Here is a 25507-nt window from a genome sequence, read left to right as displayed (position 1 = left end):
CATGATCGCCCATTTCCGCATACCGCTGCTGGCGTTCGCCGCTGTCGCCGGCTCGGCCGCGACTGCCTCGGCGCAGATCGTGATCAAGATCGCCGATTCGTTTCCCGCCGGCCACTACGTCGTCGAGAACATGACCAAGCCGTGGATGGAAGAGGTCACCAAGCAGACCGGCGGCAAGGTGAAGTTCGAGTATTATCCGGCGGAGCAGCTCGGCAAGGCCAAGGACATGCTGTCGCTGACGCAGAGCGGCGTGGCCGACATGGCCTATGTCGTGCCGTCCTTCGTGCCCGACAAGATGGCGCTGTCGCCGGTCGCCGAACTGCCGCTCGCGGAGGCGGTCGGCTGCAACGGCGCCATGGCCTACTACAACCTGGTCAACGCGGACAGCCAGCTTCGCAAGCTCGACTTCGATGCCAACCGCGTCCGCCCGCTGCTGGTGCAGAACCTGCCGCCCTATCAGGTCTTCACGGCGAAGAAGATCAATTCGTTGAAGGATCTGCAGGGCATGAAGATCCGCGTCACGGGCTCGGCCAAGGCCGCCGTGATGCAGCGCATAGGCGCGGTGCCGGTGCAGATCCCGACGCCGGAAGTGCGCGAAGCGCTGTCGCGCGGAACGGTCGACGGCATCAACTTCGTCTACACCAGCCTGTTCCCGTACGATCTCAATCCACTGGTGAAGACCGGCACGGCAGACGTGAACTTCGGCGGCTGGATCTCGAGCTACATCATCAGCGACCGCAAGTGGAAATCCCTGCCGGCCGACGTCCAGCAGGTGATGTCGACGCTGGCGGAAAAATACTCCCGCCAGAACTGCGAGAAGGTGATGGTCGACGACGTGCGTGACCGCGATCGCCTCGTGCAGGGCGGCATGTCGCTGCTGCGCCTCACCGATGCCGAGAAGGCCGACTTCGATGCCAAGACGCGCGACGTCGCAGACCAGTGGGCGGCCGACCTCGACAAGCGCGGCAAGGCCGGCAGCGTGGTCCTGAAGGAATACCGCGACCAGCTCGCCAAGAAGAACTGAGGTCGCTTGGGTCTCCCGGTCCTGCCGCGGGGCCGGGAGGACGTATCGCGTTTCGTGGGGTTTGATGATGCCGCTTTCCGGCGTGAAGGTTCTCGATCTGACGACGGTGCTGATGGGCCCGTACGCGACGCAGCTCCTGGGCGATTTCGGCGCCGACGTGACCAAGGTCGAGGCGGCGGGCGGCGATTCGGTGCGGGGTATCGGTCCCGGCCGCAGTGACGGCATGGGCGCGGCCTTCCTGGCGGTCAATCGCAACAAGCGCAGCATCTCGATCGACCTCAAGAGCGAGAGCGGCCGGCAACTGCTGCTCGACCTGGCGCGCCGCGCGGACGTGCTGGTCTACAATCTGCGACCGCACGTCATGGAAAAGCTCGGCCTCACCTACGAGGTCTTCGAGGCGATCAACCCGAAGCTGCTCTATGTCGGCGTCTACGGCTACGGCCGTCATGGCCGCTACGCGAAGCGCCCGGCGTACGACGACCTGATCCAGGCCATGACGGCCATCCCCTCGCTCTACGGGCAGTCGGCCGGTTCGGATCCGCGCTATGTGCCGTTTCCCGTCGTCGACCGCTTCGTCGGCCTCTATGCGGCGATGACGATCGCGAGCGCGCTCTACGAGCGCACGCGTTCGGGACGTGGCCAGCGGATCGACGTGCCGATGTTCGAGACTATGGCCAGCGTCGTGCTCGGAGACCATATCGGCGGCCATGCCTTCGTCCCGCCGATCGGTCCCCCGGGCTATGCGCGCCAGCTCTCGCGCAGCCGCCGCCCCTATCCGACCCGCGATGGCTACCTCGCGATCCTTCCCTACAACGACGAGCAGTGGCGCCGCTTCTTCCGGTCGGTCGACAAGCTCGAACTCTTCGAGAACGATCCGCGCTTCGCCGACATCGGCGCACGCACGCGCAACACCGACGCGCTCTACGACATCGTCGCCGACATCCTGACCACCCGCACCACCGACGAATGGCTGGACGTGATGGCCGAGGCGGACATCCCGGCGACTCCCCTCTACGGGCTGAGCGACGTGTTCGAGGATCCGCACCTCCAGGAAGTCGGCTTCTTCCGCGAGCAGGAACATCCGACCGAGGGCCGCGTGCTGTCGATGCGCGTGCCGTCGGAATGGTCGCGAACGCCGCCGCAGCACGACCGACCGGCGCCGCGCATGGGCGCCGACTTCCAGGACATCCTGACCGAGCTCGGCCTTTCGCCGGAGCGAATCGAGGAACTCACCGCGGCGGGCGTCGTGAAGGCGGGCAAATGAGCGGCAAGGGCGTTCTATCCGGAGTCCGGATCGTCGAGTTCGCAGGCATCGGGCCGTCGCCAATGGCGGCCATGCTGCTGGCCGAACTCGGCGCCGAGGTGCTGCGCGTCGACCGCACGGCCAAGGTCCAGCTCGGTACGCACAAGCCGGAGCGCTTCAATCTCCTCTATCGCAGCCGGCGCACGATTGACGTCGACCTGAAGGCGGCGCAGGGCAAGGCCCTTGCGCTCGATCTCGTGGCCAAGGCCGATATCGTCCTGGAAGGGTTCCGCCCGGGCGTCATGGAAAGACTTGGCCTGGGCCCGAACGATTGCTTCGCGCGTCGCCCCGCCCTCGTCTATGGCCGCGTCACCGGCTGGGGCCAGGAGGGTCCGCTCAGTGCCTATGCCGGTCATGATCTGAACTACGTCGCACTCTCGGGCGCCCTGCATGCCATCGGCGCGAAAGACGGTCCGCCGATCCCGCCGCTCAATCTGGTCGGGGATTTCGGCGGCGGTGCGCTCTACATCGCGATGGGCGTGCTGGCAGCGCTGGTTCAGGCCCGTGCGACCGGCAAGGGCCAGGTCGTGGATGCCGCGATGGTCGACGGCGCCTTGTCGCTGATGACGGTCTTCTACGGCGTCAACGCCGCCGGCCTCTTCTCGACCGAGCGCGGCACCAACGCGCTCGACGGCAGCGATCCCTACTACGCCGTCTATCCTTGTGCCGACGGAAAGTACCTCTCCGTGGCGCCGATCGAGACCCGCTTTCGCGAAGTCTTCTCGGACATCGCGGGACTGGATTTGCGCGGGCATCCGGATCTCACGCCCACGACGGCCGAAGCCAAGGAGCGCGTGCGGCAGCTGATCGCGGCGAAGCTCCTCACCAGGACGCGCGACGAATGGGCGGCGCTGTTCGCCGCCAGCGACGCCTGCGTGGCCCCCGTTCTCTCGGTCGAAGAAGCGCCGTCGCATCCGCATCTCGCGGCGCGCCGCTCCTTCACGACCCTCGACGGCATCGTCCAGCCGGTGCCCGCGCCGCGCATGCCGGGCAACGACAGGCCGGCGGAGCTGGCGCGGCGGGACGACCCGGCAGGCGCGCTGGCCGACTGGGGAATCGATGCTGCCCGGGCCGAGGCACTGAAGACCGCCGGCCTGCTGGCCTAGGGAGTCCCATGCTGCAGATTGCCTTTCCGCACCGGAACGCCGACCTCGATGCCTTCGGCGCGTTTCGCGAGCGTGTGCGAAACTTCCTCAATGCCGATCCCGCCGCCCGCGAACCGCGCGCCGATTGCTGGTCGCAGTTCGATGCCGCGTTCAGCCGCCGCCTCGCGGAGGCGGGATTCCTCGGCCTGACCTGGCCGAAGAAGTATGGCGGCGGCGAGCGATCGTCGCTTGAGCGCTTCATCCTGCTGGAGGAATTGCTGGCCGCGGGTGCGCCCGTCGGCGCCCACTGGATTTCCGAACGGCAGGTCGGTCCCTTGCTGTTGCGCTACGGGACCGAGGCGCAGCGCGCGGAATTTCTGCCACGCATCGCCCGCGCCGAACTCTTCTTCTGCATTGGCCTCAGCGAGCCCGACAGCGGCTCCGATCTCGCGAGCTTGCGAACGGCGGCGGTAGCCACGCCGGAAGGCTGGCGGGTTCGCGGCCGCAAGGTCTGGACCTCTAACGCCCATCGCAATCATTACATGGTCCTGCTGTGCCGCACCGACCCGCAGTCGCAGCGGCATGCGGGCCTCTCGCAACTCATCGTCGACATGGAATCGCCCGGCCTGACGCTGCGGCCGATCCCCAACATGTCGGGCGAGCATGAATTCAACGAGGTGACGTTCGACGACGTGCTCGTGCCGCACGACCGGGTGGTCGGTACGGTCGGCAACGGATGGGAACAGGTGACGAGCGAGCTCGCCTTCGAGCGCAGCGGACCCGAGCGTTTCATGTCGTCCTTCATCCTGCTGCGACATCTCACGAAGACGGCGCACACCTTGCCGGCCGAGAAGCTCGGCCTGCTGACGGCGCGACTGCTCGGTCTGCGCGCCCTCTCGGTTTCCGTCGCCGCGATGCTGAACGACGGCAAGCTGCCCAACCTCGAAGCGGCGCTGGTGAAGGAACTGGGGTCGCGGCTCGAACAGGATGTCGGGGAGGTGCTTCTCGACGGACTCGAGAGTGCGCCCGATCCGGGGAGCGCCGATACGATGAACCGGCTGATCGCCCAGACGCTGCTTCACGCACCGTCCTATTCCATTCGCGGCGGCGCCCGCGAAATCCTGCGCGGCATCATCGCGCGCGGCCTGGGATTACGCTGATGATCGAAGACAGTCCCGTCCATGCCTCGGCCCTGCGCGCGCTGGCGCCGATTTCGACGATCGGCAGAGGCAACGACGTCCCGGCGCCGGAAGCCTGGACAAGCCTCTGGCCGACGCTCGAGCGAGACGGCTTCACCTTGCCCGCCGTGACTGCCGAGCTCGGGGGTACCGGAGGCGAGTTGCCGGACGAGCTTGCCGTGATCCATGCTTGCGCCGCCGTGGCGGCGCGCTGTCCGCTGCCGGAGACGGCCGTGGCCGGTGCTTTGCTGGCTGCAGCCGGGCATGCCGTGCCGCCCGGTCCGCTGGTCCTCGTCGCGCCTGCCGGGTGCGCCGGTCTCGCGCTGGCCGAGGGACGGCTCGACGGCGTGGCGACGGGTGTCCCCTGGGCCGGCCAGGTCGGCCACGCAGTACTGCCTCTGTCCCAGGGGCTCGCGCTTGTGAGCCTGGAGGGATGCGTCATCGAGGCCGGCCGCAATCTCGCGGGCGAGCCGCGCGACTCGGTGCGTTTTCACCGTCACCGTCCCGTGGCCCTATTGGCGGATGTGCCGGCGGACGCGCTGCTGCTGCGCGGCGCGCTGATGCGGTCGGTACAGATCTGCGCAGCAGCCGAGCAGGCGCTCCAACTGGCCATCGGCTACACGACGAACCGCAAGCAGTTCGGCAAGCCGCTGGCCTCCTTCCAGGCCGTCCAGCACCAGATCGCGGGGGCCGCCAGCAAGCTCGCCGCAGCACGGATCCTGCTCGACGCCGCCTACGAGTCCCTCGCGCGCGGCGGCGCAGCGGAGCGTGAGATCGCAGCGGCCCGGATCAATGCCTGCCTCGCGGGCGGCGAATGCGCGGCGGTCGCTCATCAGGTGCACGGTGCCATGGGCTATGCCTGGGAGTACGACCTCCACCGCCACACGTCGGCCATCCAGGCCTGGCGCGCCGAGTTCGGTCCGCTCGCCTACTGGGCAGAGCGGCTGGGCGCGCGGGCATCCGCCGGCCCGTCTGCGGATCTCTGGCAGTTCATCACGTCATGAAAGGATCTGAAATGGAGCCGGCAGTCCTGGTCGAACGGGATGGCGGCATCGCCGTCGTTCGCCTGAACCGGCCTCAGCGCCGCAACGCCTTCACCGACGTCGCAATGATCGACGAGGTGGCCGACACGATCCGCGCGCTCGATCGCGACCGGGAAGTGAAGTGCCTCGTGCTGACGGGCAACGGCTCCGCCTTCTCCGCCGGCGGCGATCTCAAGGCGATGCTGGACGGCACGTCGCTCGTCGACCGCGAGCGCCCCGAGGCCACGCGCATGGCCTATCGCCGCGGCATCCAGCAACTGCCCGAGCTGTTCGAGGCACTCGAAGTGCCGGTGATCGCGGCCGTCAACGGTCCGGCCATGGGGGCGGGCTGCGACCTCGCGATGATGTGCGACATCCGCATCGCCTCCGAGACCGCGCGGTTCGCCCAGACATTCGTCACCCTGGGCCTGGTGTCGGGCGACGGCGGCGCCTGGCTGCTGCCGCGCACGTTGAGCTTCGCCGATGCCTGCGAGCTGGCTTTCACCGGAGACACGATCGACGCGGCGCGGGCGCTCGAGATCGGGCTGGTCAGCCGGGTCGTCACGCCGGAGAGCCTGATGGAGGAGACGATGTCGCTGGCCCGGCGCATCGCGCGTCATCCGGCCGACGGCGTGCGCATGACCAAGCGCCTGCTCAGGATGGGACGCAACATGCAGATCAACCATCTGCTCGAAGTCTCGGCGGCGATGCAGGCGCTGGGGCACAATACGCCGGAACATCGCACGGCCCTGGTGGAAGCCTATGAGCGCATCTCGCGAAAGCCGACGCGCTAGTTGCTGCTGATCGCCTCGGCGGTGGCCTGCAGCCGTTCCAGGTTTTCCTTGAAGTTCGTCTTGATGCGCACGGTAGGGCCGGAAATCGCCAGCGCATAGTGCTCGCCGCGCATCGTCAGCGGCACGCACAGGGACGTCATGTCGGCGATCGTCTCCTCCGCATTCGTGTACCAGCCGCGGCGGCGGCTCGCGGCCAGCTCCTTCCTGAGCTGGCTGTCATTGGTGATCGTGTGCTTCGTGACCTTTTCCAGGGTCACGTGGGAGAGGATCTTCTCCAGCTCCTCTTCGCGCAGCGATCCCAGCAGGGCCTTGCCGATGGCCGTCGCATGCACGGGCCGCAGGTCGCCGACCTGGGGCATGTACCGCGCCGGCGCCGAGGTGACCTCGACGGCGAGCAGGATGACCCTGTTGCGACAGAGCTTGCCGAACATCGCGGTCTCTCGCGATTCGTCGCACAGCTGGCGCACGGCGCCGCCCACCACCGACAGGACCGGGTCGGACTTGGTGATGTCCTCCGCGACGTCGCGCAGGCGGGCGGTGGGATAGAAACTGTTGCCGGGCGGCAGGTTGAAGAGGTAGCCCCGCGCCTCGAGCGTGCGGATGATCGAAAAGCAGCTCGACACGGGCACCTTGAGGGCCCGTGCCATTTCCGAGACGGTCATCGGACGGCGGATCGTCGCGAAGGCCTCGAACAGGTCGATGGTCCGCGAGGCGGCGCGAACATTGATCCCGCCGGCGGGTTTGCCGTCCTTATCCTTCCTCGGCTCCTTCATCGGAAACCTCGAAAGAGCGCACAAGACGCCATCGTTGCCGCGCTACCCAGCGTCCAGGCCGCAGTGCACGTCAGGCCGCGCGCTTCTGGTCGCGCTGGCGCAGGATCGAGAGGATTTCGGCGGCGGCGGCCGGGATGTTGGTGCCCGGTCCGTAGATCGCCGCGACCCCCGCCTTCTTCAGGAAGTCGTAGTCCTGGGCGGGAATGACGCCGCCCACCACGACCATGATCTCCGAGGCGTTCTGCTTGGCCAGCTCCTCGATGAGCTGCGGCACCAGCGTCTTGTGGCCGGCGGCCTGGCTCGAGATGCCGATCACGTGCACGTCGTTCTCGATGGCGGCGCGCGCGGCTTCCTCGGGCGTCTGGAACAGCGGGCCGACATCGACGTCGAAGCCAAGATCGGCGAAGGCCGTGGCGATCACCTTGGCGCCGCGATCGTGGCCGTCCTGGCCCATCTTCACGACCATGAGACGCGGCCGGCGGCCCTCCTCCTCAGCGAAGGCGGCGATGTCGGTGCGGATGCGGTCGAGACCGGCATCGCCCTCCCATTCGCCGGCATAGACGCCGGAGATCGAGCGGATGGTCGCCTGGTAGCGGCCGTAGACGCCTTCCAGCGCCGACGAGATCTCGCCCACCGTGGCGCGGGCGCGCGTCGCCTCGATCGCGAGGCCGAGCAGGTTGCCGGTGCCGGTGCGGGCGGCCTCGCCCAGCGCCTTCAACGCGGCGACGCACTTGGCCTCGTCGCGGGTGGTGCGGATCGTGTGCAGGCGCTTCAGCTGGGCCTCGCGCACGACGTCGTTGTCGATGTCGAGGATGTCGATCGCCGACTCTTCCTTGAGCTGAAACTTGTTCACGCCGACCACGATCTCCTCGCCGCGGTCGATGCGGGCCTGGCGCCGCGCCGAGGCCTCCTCGATGCGCAGCTTCGGCATGCCGGCCTCGACGGCCTTGGTCATGCCGCCCAGCGCCTCGACTTCCTCGATCAGCTTGCGCGCCTCGGCGACCAGGCTCGCGGTCAGCGATTCGACGTAGTAGCTGCCGGCCAGCGGATCGACGACCTTGGTGACGCCGGTCTCGTGCTGGAGGATGAGCTGGGTGTTGCGCGCGATGCGCGCCGAGGTCGGCGTCGGCAGGGCGATCGCCTCGTCGAACGAGTTGGTGTGCAGCGACTGCGTGCCGCCCAGCACCGCCGCCATCGCCTCGTAGGCGGTGCGGATCACGTTGTTGTACGGGTCCTTCTCGGTGAGCGAGACGCCCGAGGTCTGGCAGTGCGTGCGCAGCGACAGCGAATCGGCCTTCTTGGGCTCGAACGGCTTGATCAGCTCGGCCCACAGGAAGCGCGCGGCGCGCAGCTTGGCGGCTTCCATGAAGAAGTTCATGCCGATGCAGAAGAAGAACGAGAGGCGCGGCGCGAAGGCGTCGATGTCGAGGCCCTTGGCCTTGGCGGCGCGCACGTATTCGAGGCCGTCGGCCAGCGTGAAGGCCAGCTCCTGAACCAGCGTCGAGCCCGCCTCCTGCATGTGATAGCCGGAGATCGAGATCGAGTTGAACTTGGGCATGTAGAGCGCGGTGTGCTCGATGATGTCGGCCACGATGCGCATCGAGGGTCCGGGCGGATAGATATAGGTGTTCCGGACCATGAACTCCTTGAGGATGTCGTTCTGGATCGTGCCCGCGAGCTTGTCCTGCGGCACGCCCTGCTCCTCGGCGGCGACGATGTAGCCGGCCAGCACCGGCAGCACGGCCCCGTTCATCGTCATCGACACGCTCATCTTGTCGAGCGGGATGCCGTCGAACAGGATCTTCATGTCCTCGACGGAATCGATCGCCACGCCCGCCTTGCCGACGTCGCCGACGACCCTCGGATGATCGGAGTCGTAGCCGCGATGGGTGGCGAGATCGAAGGCCACCGACAGGCCCATCTGGCCGGCCGCGAGATTGGCGCGATAGAACTTGTTGCTCTCTTCCGCGGTCGAGAAGCCGGCATACTGGCGGACCGTCCAGGGACGGCCGGCGTACATCGTGGCCTTGGGCCCGCGCGTGAAGGGCGGGAAGCCGGGCATCGTGCCCACCGTCTCGATCTGCTCGAGATCGGCCGCCGTGTAGAGCGGCTTCACCGGAATCCCCTCGGGGGTCATCCAGGTGAGGTCATCGAGCGGGCGGTCGCGCAGCTCCTTCGCTGCGAGCTTTTCCCAGTCGGCGAGGGTCTTCTTCGGAAAATCGGCCATGTCCGCAATGTACTGCGGATTTCCGGCCCCCAAAAGACCCGCTTATTCGTTGGCCAAAATCGTGTTTCGCACCAGGGGATAGATCTGGGTGGCCCAGCGGCGGCCGCTGAACACGCCGTAATGGCCGACGCCGGCCTGCATGTAGTGCTTCTTGCGATAGGGCCGCAGGCTGGAACAGAGGTCGTGGGCGGCCACGGTCTGGCCGAGCGCGCAGATATCGTCGCGCTCGCCCTCGATGGTGAACAGGGCGGTGCGGCGGATCGCCTTGGGATCGACCCGGCGGCCCTTCCAGTCGAGCTCGCCCTTGGGCAGCCGGTGCTCCTGGAACACCCACTGGACGGTCTCGAGATAGAACTCGGCGGCCATGTCGAGGACGGCGAAATACTCGTCGTAGAAGGCCTTGATGGTGTTGGCCTGCTCGGTCTCGCCCTTGGACAGGTGCTGGTAGAGCTCGACCTGCGCCTTGATGTGGCGCTCGGCGTTCATGCTCATGAAGGCGGTGAGCTGGATGAAGCCGGGATAGACCCGCCTTGTGGCGCCGGGATAGCGCATCGGCACGCGATGGATCAGGTTCTGCTCGAACCAGCTGATCGGCTTGCCCATCGCCAGCTCGTTGACCTTGGTCGGGCTGATGCGAGTGTCGATCGGGCCGGCCATCAGGGTCATGCTGCGCGGCTGCGCCGGATTGTCGTCCTCGGCCATGATCGCCACCGCCGCCAGCGCCTGCACGCAGGGCTGGCAGACCGCGATGACATGGACGCCTTCGCCCATCACCTCGAGGAACTTGATCAGGTGCTCGACATATTCGTCGAAGCCGAAGCGGCCGTTCCAGATGCCGACATCGCGGGCATTGGCCCAGTCGGTGATGTGGACGTCATGGTCCGGCAACAGAACGCGCACGGTATCGCGCAGAAGCGTCGCAAAATGCCCTGAAAGAGGCGCGACCAGCAGGACCTTGGGCTGCGGCGGGACGCCCACCTTGGCGAAGCGCAGCAGGGTCCCGAACGGCGTGGCGAAGACCTCTTCCTCGCGCACCGCCACCGTCTGGTTGCCGTAAGGCACCTCGGTGATGCCGAAGGCGGGACGGCGATGGCTGAGCGTGGCCCGCGTCGTCATCTCGCACAGCGCGCTGGCCGCCCGCCAACTGTCGGGCGTCGGACTCCCCCCCGTGGAAAGGGTCTGCCCTGCCGCTGTCGCCCAAAGGCGGACCGGGAGCATCATGTCGGCGGCGGTCTGATACATCGCATAAAGCATAAGGGGCGACCGGCTCGGTATTTGCATGTTTGCGGGCACCTAAGATACAGACAGTCCCACCAACCGGGAGGGGTGGAGTCCATGGCCAAGGCCTCGCTCACCATCAGTAGCAAAAACTATTCCTCTTGGTCACTGAGAGGTTTTCTTCTCTGCCGGATCGCCGGCCTCGATTTCGAGGAGCGGGTTGCGCCGTGGGACGATCCCTCCACGCGCGCCGAGCTTCTGCTGCTATCCCCCTCCTTCCTGGTGCCCTCCCTGGAGGACGGTCCGGTCAAGGTCTGGGACACGCTGGCCATTGCCGAATATCTGCACGAGACCAAGCCCGACGCCGGCCTGCTGCCCAAGGATCCGGCAGCCCGCGCCCATTGCCGGGCGGTCTGCGGCGAGATGCATTCGGGCTTCACCAACCTGCGCTCGGCCCTGCCGATGAACCTCAAGGTCCGTCACGAAAGCTTCAAGGTGTGGGGCGGCGCCCAGGCCGACATCGAGCGGGTGACTGCGATCTGGCGCGACTGCCTGCAGAAATACGGCGGCCCCTACCTGTTCGGGAAGACCCCGACCATGGCCGACGCCATGTACGCCCCGGTCTGCACCCGCTTCATGACCTATAACGTGAAGCTCGACGAGGCCTCGGCCGGCTATCGCGACCTGATGCTGCGCTTCCCCGCGGTGCTGGAATGGACCGCGGCCGCGAAGTCCGAGCCCGAGGAAGTCGAGGAGCTGGACGTCGAGTTTTAGAGGCTTAGCGCACTAAACTGCACCACACCCATGACCTCATCCTGAGGAGGTCGCGCAGCGACCGTCTCGAAGGATGGGCAACGGGCGTAATGTATGTAGCCCATCCTTCGAGACGGCCCTTCGGGCCTCCTCAGGATGAGGTTGTGCGGTTAACTCAAGACGGACTCAACTCCCCGGCGCGCGCCTCAGCTCCAGTTCGACCCGGCCGACCCGGATGCCCCATTTGCCGACGGTAGCCTTGTTGATCAGGGAGCCGTCGGGGTTGAGGGCCAGCACGTCGGAGAAGTCGACGGTCCAGCCGCCGAGGCTCACCGCATATTCCAGCCGCACCACCTTGCCCTCGGTCCAGGCCCGCGCCTGGCCGACCACGTCCTCGCGCATGCCGGTGTAGGTGCCGGGCGCGGTGCGCTCCAGCCGCCAGGTCTTGCGGTCCTTCTCGCCGTCGGCATAGGCGAAGTCCTCGACCAGGGTCAGCGTCTTGCCGTCCCAGGCGCCGTCGATCACCACGTCGAAGCGGCGCTGCGAGCCGGTCCAGCTGTTGGTGAAGACCCCCTGCCCGACCGTGCGGCCGGGGAAGAACTGTTCCAGCACCAGCGGCGGCGCCGCACTGGCGACCGGCGCGTCCGGTGGCGAGGCGCAGGCGCCCAGCAGCGCGAGCAGGCCGAGCGGGGAGAAGCGATGCGGCAAGGTGAATGTCATGCCGGTTGTACGCCGGGGAGCACCCCGCCGGATCACCCCCGCCCATCACCCCCGCAACACCCACTTGTCGCCCCGCGCCCTGCCGCGCAGACTCCGCCCGACGAATCGGAGGACATGAATGCTCGACGCCGAAGCCCGTATCCTGCTCGACCTGATGGAGGAGGCCACCAAGGCCGGCCGGCCGAAGCTGGAATCCCTGCCGCACGCGATCGGCCGTCCGGCGGTCGACAAGATGTCGGAGGACAGCGAGGCCGATGCGCCCGAGGTCGCGGAAACCATCGACGGCGCCTTCGCCGGACCGGGCGGCGAGATCAAGTACCGCCGCTATCGCCCGCTCGGTATCGAGGCCGGCAGCCTGCCGACGCTGATCTACTATCACGGCGGCGGCTTCGTGATCGGCACCATCGAGACCCACGATTCGACCTGCCGCCGGCTGGCCAACAGGAGCCGCTGCCAGGTGATCTCGATCGACTATCGCCTGTCGCCCGAGCATCCCTTCCCCGCCTCGATCGACGACGGCATCGCCGCGTTCCGCCATGTCCGCGACAATGCCGCGGCGCTGGGCGCCGATCCGGCGCGCCTCGCGGTCGGCGGCGATTCGGCGGGCGGCGCGATGGCCGCCGTGGTGTGCCAGGCGATGCGCGACGCCAGGGAAGCCGGCCCCGCCTTCCAGATGCTGATCTATCCCGCGACCGATTCCAGCCAGGAGAGCGGCTCGCGCAAATCCTTCGCCGAGGGCTATTTCCTGAGCAAGGGCCTGATGGACTGGTTCTGGAAGGCCTATGTGCCCGCCGGCACCGACCTCTCCGACCTGCGCCTGTCGCCGCTGCTGGCGAAAGACTTCACGGGCCTGCCGCCCGCCTTCGTACTCACGGCGGGTTACGACCCGCTGCGCGACGAGGGCCGCGCCTATGCCAACCGCCTGATCGACGCCGGCGTGAAGACGACCTACGTCAACTACCCCGGCACCATCCACGGCTTCTTCTCGCTGACGCGGTTTTTGAAGCAGGGGCTGAAGGCGAATGACGAGGCCGCCGCGGTGATGGGGGCGTTCTTCGGGACGTGAGGCCTCACTCCACCATCGCCTCAAGCCACCACCACCACCACCCTCATCCTGAGGAGCGGCCGCAGGCCGCGTCTCGAAGGATGGGCAACGGACGAGGTGCGCGTGCCCACCCTTCGAGACGCCCTGCTGCGCAGGTCTCCTCAGCGACTGTGTCTGAGGTCAAGCGTTTTGCCATGGTGTCCTGTCTCTGAGGATGGCGTTGAGGATGACAAGAAGTTTGCGGGCGACGGCGATGGTGGCGACCATCTTGGTCTTACCGGCGGCGATGAGGCGCTCGTAGAAGGTTTTCAAGGGTGGGTTCCAGCGCTTGGCGACTTGGGCGCCAATGAAGAGGGCCGTTCGGACCACCGCCCGTCCGCCCCCGATGCGGGCCTTGCCCTTCCAGAGACCGGACTGGCGTGTGTAGGGAGCCAGGCCGGCAAGCGCTGCAATTTTTTTATGATCGAGCCGCCCCAACTCGGGCAGTTCGGCCAGCAAGGTCCTGGCGATGATCGAGCCAATGCCTGGCACCGATGCCAGCAGGTCTTCCTTCTCCCGCCACAGCGGTGAACCGCGCACGGCGCCATCGATGTCATGGTCGATAGTGCCGAGTTCGCGCTCAAGAGCCTTCAACAATCGCTCGATGCTCTTGCGCACGCGCGGCGGCTCGGTGCGATACAGGCGCTGACGTTCGGACGCAATCATCTCGACGATCTGGCGCCGGCGCGCCATCAGATCGGAAAGCAGGCGAGCGGCCCCATCGGGCAGCAGCCGGATCTGGGGCCGGGTGGCCTCGGCGAAGCGGGCGATGACCGACGCGTCGATCGGATCGGTCTTGGCACGCTGTCCCAGCGCCTGGGCAAAGGCCCGGACCTGTGCCGGATTGACGATCACCACAGGCATGCCGTGGTCCGAGAGGGTCGCGGCGACGAGGGTCTCGTAGCCGCCAGTGGCTTCGACCGCCACGAGGTCCACCGTGTCGCCCAGGCGGCGGCACAGCTCGACGAGGCCTGTTGCGTCGCGGGAAACCGCAAAGGCCTCCTGCGACGGCAGGACATGCACATCCAGTCGGTCCTTCGACACGTCGATGCCGACAATGCGACGGTGTTCCATGGCAACCCTTCCTTGCGAAAGCGAGCTCGCGATGCGGCCCACGCGACTGTTCGGGTTCGCTGGAACGACGGACGGGCGACCTTGCTGAGGAACGAGCTTCGACGCCCCGGGGTGAGTCGGTCTACCCGCCGCCACCGCGCCGGCTAGTCTAGCCGATCCGGCAGACGCCGACTTACAAGGGTGAGGTGGTTGTCTGTAGGGGCGCGGAGGTGGAAGGGCCGAGACGCACGAACCCCACCGGCCGGTCGAAGCCTTTCAGCGCGACCTCTTCTTCGCGCATCGGGACGGCGGCGATGACGGTCTGGACGGCGGGATCGTCGGCCACGGCACGACTCAGCACCACGTCGCCGCCCTCGCTCTGGCCCTGCAGGCGCGCTGCCATGTTCACGGTCGAGCCGAAATAGTCGAGCCGGTCGTTCAGGGTCACCACCACGCTGGGGCCCATGTGGACGCCGAGCTTCAGCGACAGATCCTGGTCGGCGATGCGGGCCTGCATGGAAAGGGCGGCGCGCACCGCGTGGGCGGGATCGCCGAACGAGGCCATGACGGCGTCGCCGATGGTCTTCACCACCGCGCCGTCATGGTCGCGCACGATGGCGGCCAGCAGCGCGAAATGCTCGCGCACGACGTTGTAGGCCGCGGCATCGCCCAGCCGCTCGTAGAGCGCGGTCGAGCCGCGCAGGTCGGAGAAGAGCAGCGCCACCTGGCTCACCCCCGCCTCGTCGCCCGGCCGCAGGGTCGCGGCGGCGAACAGGTCGCGGAAGGCCTGCAGCGAGATCACCTCCGGCACGGTCAGCGCCTCGCGCGTCCAGGTCCGGTCCTCGATCAGCGCCGCCAGCTCGAAGCCCGCCTCGTTCACGAACGCGATGGTTCCCGCCTCGCCTGATGCAGGCAGCGCCTCGACGCCCGACGCCGTCACGCGCAGGCCGGGGAACACCCCGCCCTCATGCTCGACGTCGACCGTACCGCCGGGATGCAGCGTGCGCAGCCGGTAGCGGCCGGGCGGCAGATCGACCGAAACGCGCCGCCGCTCGCCCGGCGCCAGCAGCAGCTGGACCGCGACATGCGGCGTCGCCATGGGGCCCGAGAGGCAGAAGCCGCCCACCATCAGCGGCCGCACCGAGGGCGCAGGCGCAAAGGTGAGTTCGACGTTCTTCTCGAAGTCGCGGTCGTAATCGATGTTGCAGGAGGGACAGTGCGCGCCGCGCGGCAGTTCCGACAGGGCCGAGGCCGAGAGCTTGGGCCCGCGGCAGTTGGTGCAGAGCAGGTCCCAGCTCATGGTCAAGAGCCCCGCCCGCACCGAGGCGAGACAGGCTTCGATGGCGGCGCGCGGCGCCACGCCGATCTGGCGCGCCAGCCGCTTGGGCTTGAGATGGGCGAGGTCGCCCGCCATGCCGCCCAGCACCGTGCCGGTCAGCACGCTGCCGAGCCCGTTGCCGTAGGGGCTGCGGTCGATCTCCGCCGCCATCGCCGCCGCGCGCTCGAACGCGCCCTCGGGCAGCGCCGGCTGCGGCAGCTCGAACGTCGTGTCGCGTTGGCCCTTGAGGAAGGACACGGCCTCCAGGACGCGCTTGCCCACGGCGCCGCCGGCCTGCTCGGCCAGCCGCCGGCCGAACAGGCGGCCCATCAGGGTGAGCGGCTCCCATTCGAGCGCGTAGCGGACCACCGAGCCGCCCTTGCCGTCGGGCTCGAGATCGAACACCGGCCCGAAGCGGCGGAACGGCCCCTTGGAGAAGACCCGCGAGACGTTGAAATGCCGGCCCAGCACCCACTCGTAGGGCTTCTCCACCCATTCGAGCGTGAACCCCGCCGCCTTGCCCCGGCCGCGGCGCAGCACCGTGCCGTTGGACTGCGGCGTCTCCTCCAGCAGGTAGGGCGGCAGGCCCATCGCCTCGTTGAAGCGGTTGGTGTCGGCCAGCACCGGCCACAGCACGGACGGCGGCAGATCGAAGGTCCAGCTCCAGGTGCGGCGCGAGAGGGGCGGCATGGGGTTGGTACTGTAGCACGCGGGCGGATGGATCAGGCGTGGGGGATCACGGGTGGGTGAAGTTGGGGACAAGTAGACGCGAGCGAGTTTCCGGTCATGAGTATTTCCCGATTCACCATCCACCTCCCTCGCTCATGGAAGATCATTGGCCTCGCAACGCTTTTGTTGGGAACAACTCTAGACACCTAGTATCCAAGAAATGACTTCTCCTAGTAGTATCTGTTACTCGATCTCAACCTGTCTTCCAAGCAGTCTGAGTGCTTGCAGTATAAACCCCTCGTCACAGCTTATTGCGATCGTAGTCGGCGGAGAACACTAATGAGATTTATCGCCGACGGTCCATCAATTCCAGACAACCTGCTACTGGCTCGCGATCAGGGACGCGTTATTTTCTTCTGCGGCGCCGGCGTCTCAAGAGCACGCGCAAACCTGCCCGATTTCTTTGGGTTGGCAAAGAAAGTGATAGCCAGTCTGGGCGTTTCAGAAGACAGCCCCGCTTGCAAGTTGATACGCGAGGCTGAGACTATCGACATGCGAATAGGACTCTCCGGAGTAATATCTGCAGATCGCGTCTTTGGACTTCTAGAGCGTGATTTTCTACCTCGGGATATAGAGGCCGCAGTAGCCACCGCACTCAAGCCATCGGCAGACCGCGACCTCAGCGCTCACAAACTACTCCTCGATCTCGCAACTACCCAAGAAGGCATAGTCCGACTTGTAACGACAAACTTCGACAGGCTGTTTGACGACTGCGACCGCCACCTTCCGGCTTGGCAGCCGCCTCGATTACCGGATCCATCACGTCCCAATGAGTTCAATGGAATAGTTTATCTTCATGGCAGAGCCAAATCGGATTATGACGGCGCTGAAAAAGATGGATTTGTTCTTTCAAGCTCTGAATTTGGACGCGCCTATCTTTCCGATGGCTGGGCCACTTCATTCTTTCGAGAGATTATTCAGCGATACGTAGTGGTATTCGTTGGCTATACGGCGGACGATCCACCTGTTCAATATCTCTTAGAGGCCTTGAACAAAGCATCCGGGAAACTCGACAACGTATACGCCTTTCAATCAGGAGGAGTGAATGACGCCGCATCGCGCTGGCGACACAAAGGCGTCGAAGCAATAGCCTACGACTCAGCAGATGGGCACAGCGCTCTTTGGCAAACACTCGCAGCATGGGCTGAGAGAGCCCGAAACCCAGATCGCTGGTACTCTGCTGTTATTGAGTTATCGAAGGGCGGGCCAGACATCCTGGCGCCACACGAACGAGGACAAGTTGCTCACATAGTCTCGACGTATGAGGGAGCAAAAAGATTCTCAGAGGGAGATGAGCCTCCTTGCGCTGAATGGCTATGCGTGTTTGACCCCGCTCGTCGTTTCGCGAAGCCAGGATATCAAGGCTCCATGCTGGAGCGTGGTCCATATATCGATCCTTTTGATCTGTACGGCCTCGATTCCGATGTTCCCCCAAACAAGATCAACCCTGACGACCATACCCCCAAACGTGAGATTGCAACTGGATCTTGGGATGCCTTTGCACTGAACAGGCTAGATTGGGCGTTGCTAAATGAGAATAACCTTCCGTCGCTACGTGGCCATTGGGCGACCCATTCCCCAAGGTTGGCACCACGTCTACATCAACTTGGTATCTGGATCGCGAAGGTTTCAAGCAACCCGGCTGCCATCTGGTGGGCTGCTCATCAAGCGCCACTTCATCCGGATATTCGAGACCTCATAAGATGGGAAGTTGAAAAGAGCACCCGAGTCTCCGCACCTGAGATTAGGCGCGCATGGCGTTTCCTTTTTGAGGCGTGGGATTCCTTCAAGGGTGCGTTTCCAGGAGAACTGTTTGAACTAAAAGCTCTCATCGCCAAAGACGGATGGGATGGCGCCATGCTCAGGCAATATGTGGAGCTTCGGCGACCAATCCTTAAAGTCGAGCCAAATTATTGGGGTGGCCCTAAGCCGCCAAGCGAGTCTTCCAGTTCGAGCATCCGAGACCTTTTCAGTAAAGACGTCGCGTATCCAGATCAAAGCGAAGCGATGTCAATCCCAGATGGCTGGGTTGCGGCGATGACCGCTGGCCTACGCGGGAATCTTGAGCATGCCCTGGCGCTGGAAACGGAGGTCGGCGGATATGGATTAACAGATATCAGCCCCATTTTGGCTGACGATCACGGTGAGAGCTACGGACAGGCACACGGTCTGTCTGCAGCAGTTATAGAGTTTACTTCATTATTCTCTCGTCTCGCGAGCTTAGACGCCGCCAATGCCCGCCACGAATTTAATTCATGGCCTACAACAGACGACACAATCTTTGCGCGACTGAGAATATGGGCTGCCGGCAACGCCAAGGTGATATCGCCAACTGATTTTGGTGATGTCATCGACAGCATAAGTGACGACGCATTTTGGGATTCCAGACATCAACGCGACTTCCTACTTGTCTTATCCGGTCGATGGAGCGACCTAAGCGAAGCCGCGCGAGATTCCATTGAAAGAAGACTGCTGTCTGGACCAGCACGCTGGGAAGACGAGGAAAATGATCACTTTCAGGAAAGAAAAGCATCTGACACTCTTACCCGTATTCACTGGCTCTCGAAGAGCGGGTGTAAATTTGGCTTTAACCTAGGCAGCATCACGGAAGCGCTCCGCTCAAGAGCTCCAAAATGGGATGCAGAGTATGCTGATGCGGCTGCCGAATCCTTAGAGGGGAGATCTGGATTCGTCGAAACAAGAACCGATTATGACGCCCTGCTAAAGGAGCCGCTTTCCTCAACTTTAGCGCGAGCCAAGGAGTTGAGCGGAAGAACCAAAGACTTCTTAATCGAGTCAGATCCTTTTGCAGGCCTATCTGCCGAACGTCCGATTCGTGCGTTCTCTGCACTTACACATGCCGCGAAGGCTGGCGACTATCCAGAATGGGCATGGCAGACGTTCTTGAGGCCAGCCGCGCGAGAAAACGACAAGGCGCGACTTGTCCTCCTAATAGCCTCCCAGCTGGTCCGCTATCCAACAGAAGTTGTTGCTTTACTAGCGGCACCTATCTCCGATTGGCTTGTGCGCGCCAGCAAAATTCTCGCACCTTCATACCCCAAGGCCTTCGACGAAGTACTCCGAACACTTATCGATTCGCTTCGCCTCCACCCCATCAAAGGTCGATCGGGCATCATACGAGGAAGCCACGAACCAGATTGGACCATGGAGGCTATCAATGCGCCTGTCGGCAAGATGGCTCAGGCTCTCTTCAACGACCCCCGAAAGGATGAACTTAGGCATTCAGGAGGATTCCTCGCGCCTTGGCTGAATGTTGTAGAGGCCTTGCTAGACCTTGGCGGCGATATGCGACGCCACGCGATTGTTTTATTTTTTCACAATCTGAATTGGTTCTACACGATTGATCCGTCATGGACGGAGAAGAAGCTTCTCATCGTATTCAGTGGTGACAACGAATACGATCAGGATGCTGCGTGGGCTGGATTTCTGTGGGGTGCAAGAGTTCCTAACCAACGACTGTATTCGCGTCTCAAGCCGGACTTATTATCTTTCGCAAAACAGCCTCTTCCATCACGCCGTGGATACGGTGAAGTGCTCGCAGCTATCATCTTGGCAGGATGGGGAAGCACTAGCGAGATTAACGGCGAGCGGCTGATTTCAAACCAAGAAATGCGGGGCTTACTACTGAAGGTCGACGACAACTTTCGCTTGCGCATCCTGTGGAAACTGGAACGTTGGTCTACAGATAAAGATGACAAAGGTCGCTGGGCTCTACAACTGCCAGAATTTCTTCAAGACGTATGGCCGCGGCATATTTCAGCGAAATCTCCGGCTATTTCCGCTCGCTTGTGTGATTTGGCATTCTCAGATGAATCGCGATTTCCCAAGGTAGCTGCGATTGTTTTGCCGCTTCTCACGAAGATCGATCGCGGTCACGTGATATTGCCCAATCTTCGTAAATCTAAGGACAACATTGTTGATCTCTACCCCGAACAAACGCTCGCTCTATTGGACGCCGTCTTACCGGACAACGCCGCGATCTGGCCGTACGGCATTGAAGTAAATCTAAGCCGAATAGGCGATGCTGATAGCCGCCTCAATCTGGACGAACGTCTGATTTCACTCAAGCGACGGTGGGATGCTCGATAAAGGGACAACAGAGGTTGCACATCAAAGTAAATACCGCACCCGGTAGCTGGCTATGTACCAGCCTTACCCCACCTCAAGGCAACGTCACCTTCACCAGCTTCCCGCCCCGCACGTCCACGCGCTTCATCATCGAGCCGCCCTCGGCGCGGTCGCCCGGACCGTCCCACTTCACGGCGGTCGTGACGTACCAGACGCCGTCGGGGACGCGCGGGAAGGAGAAGCTGCCGGAGGCGTCGCAGGTGGTGCGGCGCAGGGTCGAGACGTAGAGCGGGTCGTCGCGGTCGAACTTCACCGGGCCCTGGCTCGAGGCGCGCGTGCCCCTCATGTCGTTGCCGAAGATCGCCTTCATGCGCGCGCTGGCATAGGCGCTGTCGGGCACGAGGTTGGCGGCCTGGCCCTCGCAGGTGTGGGTGGTGCCGCCGGCCGTCATGGTCGCGATGCCGCTCACCGTGTTGGCGCCGCTCTTGCGCGACCAGTCGATCTCGGCGGCCTGGATCGGCTGCGACAGCGCGCTGGGCGGCGGCGGGGCCAACGCCTGGTCGAACTGGGAGCAGCCGGCGGCGGCGAGGGTGGCGGCGAGGCCGGCGATGAGGGCGGTTGGCTTCATGGGAGGGGCTGACTCCAGGTTCATGAGGACGGATCGAGGGGCGAAAAGCGTAGACGACAACGCGGGTTGCGGGCCTGTGTTCCTTTCGTGGTTTCGCGGGCGGGGGTCGCTCCGGGCGGGCGCCGCGGCGGCCTCGGCGGGCGGGATAATCGCAATAATCGAAATAAACGAAACATTCGAAATGAATGTCGCACCCTTCGCGCCGGACGCGACACCATATGAAGCGTAGGCCATCAGATTTCCCACTACCCGTTGGCCCGACGGCCCTGGCTCAAACAGCGAATCGCGCTTCTCCTCTCCCCCCTCATCCTGAGGAGCGCCGCCCCTCGAGTACCTCGGGGTAAACTCCGCGGCGCGTCTCGAAGGATGGGCAACGGGCGCGGTGCGGGTTCCCATCCTTCGAGACGCCGTGCTGCGCACGGCTCCTCAGGATGAGGGTAAGGGGGATTGGATCGGGTAAGTGCTTGAATTGATTGAGTTCATTTTCGTTCCGCTTCTCAGTGTGAGGTCGCGGTCGGCCAGACCGCTTGATTCTCTCCTGTCCGGAAAGTCACTAGAGTGGCCGCATGACCCAGGAAAGCTTTCCCCTCCCCGCCGGCAGCGCCGACTGCCACGTCCATGTCTACGGTCCCTACGACCGCTTCCCCGCCGTCCATGGCGGCAAGTTCGCGCCGCTGCAGGAGACGCCGGTCGAGGCGCTGCTGGCGCTGTGGGACCGGATGGGCATCGCGCGCGGCGTGATCGTCCACGCGCTGGCGGCCGGCGGCGACAACGAGGTGACGCTCGACGCGCTGCAGCGCCATCGCGACCGGCTGCGCGGCGTGGCGCTCTTGAAGCCCGAGGTGAGCGAGCGCCGGCTCGACGAGCTGAGCGAGGCGGGCTTCAAGGGCGTGCGCATCAACCTGCTGCGCCAGGACGGCAAGCCGGTCTCCTCGGGCGGCATGAGCCTCGACGACCTTCTGGCGCTGGCGCCGCGCCTCGGCGCGCGCGGCTGGCACGTGCAGCTCTGGGTCGAGACCGGCGATCTGATGGAGCTGGCGCCGACGCTCGAGAAGATGCCGTTCGACTTCGTGATCGACCATATGGGCCGCACCATGGCCGACAAGGGCGTCGACTATGCCGGCTTCCGCTGGTTCTGCGAGCGGCTGAAGACCGGCCGCTACTGGTGCAAGCTCTCGGGCGCCGACCGCAACACCCGCCAGGGCGCCGGGCCGGGCGCCGCTTACGACGACACCGCGCCGTTCATGCAGGCGCTGGTCGCGGCCAATCCCGACCGGCTGGTCTGGGGCAGCGACTGGCCGCATGTCGGGCACGATGCGAAGGCGATCCCGCAGGAGGCCGACCTGTTGCGCACCTTCTTCCGCTGCGTGCCGGACGCAGGCGTGCGGCAGAAGATTCTCGTCGACAATCCGACGGTTCTTTACGGGTTCTGATCCATGACTCACCGCGACAACTGGGGCTGGCGCGCCCGGATCGGGCTGTTCATCGTCGGCAACGAAGCGGTGCCGGAGGCCGAGTGGTGGGCGATGGCGCCGCCGGGCGTGTCGGTGCATGCGGCGCGGGTGACGGCCTCGACACCCTGGGCGAAGTGGCGCGCCGACAAGAGCGGCGTCGATCTCGCCGACGATCTGGCGCGCGGCGCCAAGCAGTTCTCGGCCATGAAGCTGCAGGCCGTCGTCTTCGCCCACACGTCGAGCAGCGTGATGGGCGGCAAGGGCTGGGACGAGGCGACCGTCGCGGCGCTGTCTTCGGTCGTGCGATCGGGCATTGCGGGCGACGAGGCCAGGGTCACGACCAACGGGCTCGATACGCTGGCGGCGTTGCGTCATTCGGGCGTGAAGCGGCCGTTCCTCGTCCTGCCGCCGTGGTTCGCCGACGGCGCGGTGGCGGCGGCGCTGCGCTACTACGGCGATCACGGGCTGGCGCCGGTGGGTCATCTGCGCCTCGATCCCGGCCGCAAGTGGCGGGACGTGCCGCCGCAGGATCTCTATCCGCAGGGCATGGGCTTCGAGCAGGAGATCGAGCCGCTCTACGCGCAGATCCGCAAGGCCTGCCCGCCCGAGGCCGACGGCGTGCTGATCGGCGGCACGGGTTTCCGCTGCGTCGGGATTCTCGAAACGCTCGAACGAGATCTCGGGCGTCCGGTGATCAGCGCCAACCAGGCGAGCCTGTGGCACTGCCTGCGGCTGTCGGGCATCCGCACGCCGGTCGAAGGGTATGGGGCGCTGTTGCGGTCTTAGAATTACCCGCACACCTCATCCTGAGGAGCGCGCGAAGCGCGCGTCTCGAAGGATCGGCAACAGGCGCGGTGCTCGTGCCCACCCTTCGAGACGCGGCCTTGCGGCCGCTCCTCACGGTGAGGTGATTGGTGTGGCTGGCCGTCGCTACGTCGCCAGCAGATTGAGCTTCCTCAGCAGCTCCCGCTCCTGCTCCATCGTCTTCGCCATCTGCGCCTGATAGGCCGGCCCGTCGAGCAGCAGAAGCGGCTGGTCCATGTTGTCGAGGAATTCGAGATGCTTGGGCTCGCCCGCGGCTTCGCGGAAGGCGTCGGCCAGGATCTTGACCACGGCGGGGTCCATGCCCTTCGGGCCGATCAGGCCGCCCGGACTGTCGACGGCGATCTCGAGGCCGAGTTCCTTGACCGTCGGCACCTCGGGGAAGCGCTTGGCGCGGTTCGCCGTGAACACCGCGAGCAGGCGCAGCTTGCCGGACATCACCAGCGGCGCCCAGCCCGAGGACTCCGAGGCGAAGTCGATCTCGCCGCCCATCAGCGCGCGCAACGTGTCGGACGTGCCGCGATAGGGCGCGTGCGTCCAGCTGAGGCCCTGCTGCAGGCCGAGGCTCTCCATCGCGAGATGCTGGGTGGAGCCGGCGCCCAGCGTGCCCCAGTTCAGCTTGCCGGGATTGGCTTTCGCATAGGCCAGCAGCTCGGGCAGCGTCTTCCACGGCGCATCGGGGCGCACGACCACGCCCATGACGAAGCCGGTGATCTGCAGAATGTAGGTCAGGTCCCTGATCGGATCGTATTTCAGCGAGGCGTTCAGCATCGGCTGGCGCAGCACGCTCATGTGCATCTGGCTGATCGTGTAGCCGTCGGGCCTGGCGTCCTGCAGCGCCAGCGCGCCCAGCACGCCGGCCGCGCCGCCCTTGTTGTCGACGATGACGGGCTGTCCCAGCTTCTTCGCCGCCGACTCGGCGAGGATGCGGAAGCCGGCATCGGCCGGACCGCCGGCGGCCCACGGAATGATCAGGCGGATCGGCTTGTCGGGAAACTTTCCTTGCGCGCGCGACGGAGCGGCGGCGGCGAGCGGCAAGAGTGCTGCGCCCGCGAGGGCGGCCCTTCGTGTCAGGCTGGTCATGTGCTTCCTTCCCTTCCCCCAACGACGGGCTTGGCGACAGGCTATTCGAGCAAAGAGCGGGCCGCACAAAGAAAATCGGCCGGCTTTGGGGCCGGCCGATTCTGCATTTCAAAAGATCGATGCGCCGATCAGGTCTGCTGGATGGCCGAGAGGATCCAGTTGCCGCCGCGGCTGCGCAGGAAGGTCCAGACTTCCGTCGCTTCGCTGCGCACCTGGGCGTTGCCCTCGACGATGCGGCCGTCGGCGACGGTGCGCGTGACGTCGATCATGCTGAAGCGCATGGCCACCGTCGCGTACTCCATCGCGCCTTCGCTCCAGGCTTCGGACAGGTCGCCCTGCTCGAGCTTGACCGCGTCGATCTTGTTCTCGACGCCGCGGCTGGCATTGCCCGCCAGCTCCTCGGTGAAGTAGCCCAGCATCTCGGGCGTCACGAGGCTGCGCAGCTTGGCGAGGTCGCCGGCGCTGTAGGCCGCCTGGACGTTCACCAGCAGCGCCTCGAAGGCGTTGTAGTCGGCTTCACCGATCGCGAGCTGCTGCGTTGCGGCAGATGCCGACGCCGCACCGGCGCCAGCGCCCGCGCCGCCCAGCATGCCGCCCATCAGGCCGGTCCGGGCCATCGAGTCGGGCGCGGGGCGCGGCGAGAGCGGATTGCCACCGGCGCCGCCGGCGCCTGCTCCGGCAAAGGCCGCCTGCGGGGCGCCGTTGCGCGACTTCCACCAGCGAACGCCGAAGTAGACGATGCCGGCGATCAGGCCGAGCTGGAGCAGGAAGCCCAGCATGCCGGCCATGCTGCCGAGGCCGGCGCCGAAACCGCCGCCCATCATCATGCCGATCAGGCCGGCGCCCAGCATGCCGCCCATCAGTCCCGACAGGAACGGATTGCGCGACATGAAGCCACCCGGCTTGGCGCCAGCGGCCGCGCTGGCCGGATTGGCCGACGGGCTCTGCTGCTGCGGCGTGGTGCTGCGCTCGACCGGCTTGGAGGTCGGGGCGGTCTGGGTCGGGGCCGGCGCCTGGCCGGACTTGCTGCCGCGGCTGCCCGCGCCACCACCACCGCCCGCCCGCGCATCGGCGGGCGACGGGGCCAGCGACGGCACCGCAATGATCAAAGCCGCGAGGATCGCGAGCCAACGAAACTTGGTCATTTGGA

Annotated in this window: 20 protein-coding genes; 11 read left to right on the top strand and 9 right to left on the bottom strand. The window is 65.5% G+C overall.

From position 1 onward, the window contains the following. The first annotated feature begins 1 nt into the window (after nt 1). The 6 genes from dctP (at nt 2) to ACQY78_RS22070 (ending at nt 6406) form a co-directional block, all read left to right on the top strand. Nucleotides 2-1024 (top strand): TRAP transporter substrate-binding protein DctP, encoded by a 1023-nt coding sequence (dctP, locus tag ACQY78_RS22095; RefSeq protein WP_428678761.1) that lies wholly within the window; start codon nt 2-4, stop codon nt 1022-1024. A 64-nt stretch (nt 1025-1088) separates the two neighbouring features. Beyond that, nucleotides 1089-2288: a CaiB/BaiF CoA transferase family protein gene (locus ACQY78_RS22090; protein ID WP_428678758.1), complete on the top strand. Its 1200-nt coding sequence runs from the start codon at nt 1089-1091 to the stop codon at nt 2286-2288. After that, complete coding sequence (locus ACQY78_RS22085; protein ID WP_428678756.1) at nt 2285-3433, top strand: CaiB/BaiF CoA transferase family protein; 1149 nt, start codon at nt 2285-2287, stop codon at nt 3431-3433. The genes ACQY78_RS22090 and ACQY78_RS22085 overlap by 4 nt, the downstream gene beginning before the upstream one ends. An 8-nt stretch (nt 3434-3441) precedes the next feature. Then, a complete protein-coding gene (locus ACQY78_RS22080) occupies nt 3442-4572 on the top strand; it encodes an acyl-CoA dehydrogenase family protein (RefSeq protein ID WP_428678753.1) in 1131 nt (376 codons plus the stop codon). Further along, nucleotides 4572-5594 carry an acyl-CoA dehydrogenase family protein gene (locus ACQY78_RS22075; RefSeq protein WP_428678751.1) on the top strand — a complete coding sequence of 341 codons (1023 nt, stop codon included), beginning with the start codon at nt 4572-4574 and terminating at the stop codon, nt 5592-5594. The genes ACQY78_RS22080 and ACQY78_RS22075 overlap by 1 nt, the downstream gene beginning before the upstream one ends. An 11-nt stretch (nt 5595-5605) precedes the next feature. Beyond that, nucleotides 5606-6406, top strand: a complete 801-nt coding sequence (locus ACQY78_RS22070; RefSeq protein ID WP_428678749.1) for an enoyl-CoA hydratase-related protein — start codon at nt 5606-5608, stop codon at nt 6404-6406. On the opposite strand, the gene ACQY78_RS22065 is transcribed toward ACQY78_RS22070, so the two are convergent. From ACQY78_RS22065 to ACQY78_RS22055, 3 genes are all read right to left on the bottom strand, one after another. Beyond that, complete coding sequence (locus ACQY78_RS22065) at nt 6403-7179, bottom strand: IclR family transcriptional regulator (RefSeq protein WP_428678746.1); 777 nt, start codon at nt 7177-7179, stop codon at nt 6403-6405. The genes ACQY78_RS22070 and ACQY78_RS22065 overlap by 4 nt on opposite strands. A gap of 70 nt (nt 7180-7249) precedes the next feature. Beyond that, the gene (gene scpA, locus ACQY78_RS22060; RefSeq protein WP_428678743.1) at nt 7250-9406 is read right to left on the bottom strand and encodes a methylmalonyl-CoA mutase; all 2157 of its coding nucleotides are present in this window, start codon (nt 9404-9406) and stop codon (nt 7250-7252) included. 42 nt (nt 9407-9448) lie between these two features. Then, nucleotides 9449-10660 (bottom strand): polyhydroxyalkanoate depolymerase, encoded by a 1212-nt coding sequence (locus ACQY78_RS22055; protein WP_428678740.1) that lies wholly within the window; start codon nt 10658-10660, stop codon nt 9449-9451. A gap of 81 nt (nt 10661-10741) precedes the next feature. On the opposite strand from ACQY78_RS22055, the gene ACQY78_RS22050 reads away from it, so the two are divergent. Then, a complete protein-coding gene (locus tag ACQY78_RS22050; protein WP_428678738.1) occupies nt 10742-11398 on the top strand; it encodes a glutathione S-transferase family protein in 657 nt (218 codons plus the stop codon). 165 nt (nt 11399-11563) lie between these two features. On the opposite strand, the gene ACQY78_RS22045 is transcribed toward ACQY78_RS22050, so the two are convergent. Beyond that, nucleotides 11564-12097, bottom strand: a complete 534-nt coding sequence (locus ACQY78_RS22045) for a DUF3833 family protein (RefSeq protein WP_428678735.1) — start codon at nt 12095-12097, stop codon at nt 11564-11566. Nucleotides 12098-12215: 118 nt separating this feature from the next. Here ACQY78_RS22045 and ACQY78_RS22040 point away from each other — a divergent pair, with 118 nt between their 5' ends. Beyond that, nucleotides 12216-13163, top strand: a complete 948-nt coding sequence (locus tag ACQY78_RS22040; RefSeq protein WP_428678732.1) for an alpha/beta hydrolase — start codon at nt 12216-12218, stop codon at nt 13161-13163. 159 nt (nt 13164-13322) lie between these two features. Here ACQY78_RS22040 and ACQY78_RS22035 read toward each other — a convergent pair whose 3' ends face one another. Both ACQY78_RS22035 and ACQY78_RS22030 read right to left on the bottom strand, forming a co-directional pair. Continuing rightward, complete coding sequence (locus ACQY78_RS22035; RefSeq protein WP_428676352.1) at nt 13323-14255, bottom strand: IS110 family transposase; 933 nt, start codon at nt 14253-14255, stop codon at nt 13323-13325. A gap of 172 nt (nt 14256-14427) precedes the next feature. Beyond that, nucleotides 14428-16242 (bottom strand): adenylate/guanylate cyclase domain-containing protein, encoded by a 1815-nt coding sequence (locus tag ACQY78_RS22030; RefSeq protein WP_428678730.1) that lies wholly within the window; start codon nt 16240-16242, stop codon nt 14428-14430. A 318-nt stretch (nt 16243-16560) separates the two neighbouring features. Between ACQY78_RS22030 and ACQY78_RS22025 the strand changes: the two genes are divergently transcribed. After that, nucleotides 16561-20391 carry an SIR2 family protein gene (locus ACQY78_RS22025; protein WP_428678727.1) on the top strand — a complete coding sequence of 1277 codons (3831 nt, stop codon included), beginning with the start codon at nt 16561-16563 and terminating at the stop codon, nt 20389-20391. Nucleotides 20392-20464: 73 nt separating this feature from the next. Here the strand turns inward: ACQY78_RS22025 and ACQY78_RS22020 are convergent, their stop codons facing one another. Next, nucleotides 20465-20998 (bottom strand): hypothetical protein, encoded by a 534-nt coding sequence (locus ACQY78_RS22020; protein ID WP_428678725.1) that lies wholly within the window; start codon nt 20996-20998, stop codon nt 20465-20467. A gap of 566 nt (nt 20999-21564) precedes the next feature. Here ACQY78_RS22020 and ACQY78_RS22015 point away from each other — a divergent pair. After that, nucleotides 21565-22431, top strand: coding sequence for an amidohydrolase family protein (locus ACQY78_RS22015; protein ID WP_428678722.1), 867 nt, complete (start codon nt 21565-21567; stop codon nt 22429-22431). Between the two features lie 3 nt (nt 22432-22434). After that, nucleotides 22435-23238 (top strand): maleate cis-trans isomerase family protein, encoded by an 804-nt coding sequence (locus ACQY78_RS22010; RefSeq protein ID WP_428678719.1) that lies wholly within the window; start codon nt 22435-22437, stop codon nt 23236-23238. A 144-nt stretch (nt 23239-23382) separates the two neighbouring features. Here ACQY78_RS22010 and ACQY78_RS22005 read toward each other — a convergent pair whose 3' ends face one another. Continuing rightward, nucleotides 23383-24357: a tripartite tricarboxylate transporter substrate binding protein gene (locus ACQY78_RS22005; RefSeq protein ID WP_428678717.1), complete on the bottom strand. Its 975-nt coding sequence runs from the start codon at nt 24355-24357 to the stop codon at nt 23383-23385. A gap of 128 nt (nt 24358-24485) precedes the next feature. Continuing rightward, nucleotides 24486-25502 carry a Tim44 domain-containing protein gene (locus ACQY78_RS22000; protein WP_428678714.1) on the bottom strand — a complete coding sequence of 339 codons (1017 nt, stop codon included), beginning with the start codon at nt 25500-25502 and terminating at the stop codon, nt 24486-24488. Nucleotides 25503-25507 lie beyond the last annotated feature (5 nt).

Source organism: Reyranella sp. (assembly GCF_965279625.1).
Classification (GTDB): domain Bacteria; phylum Pseudomonadota; class Alphaproteobacteria; order Reyranellales; family Reyranellaceae; genus Reyranella.
This window is presented reverse-complemented; position numbering and strand designations above follow the sequence as displayed.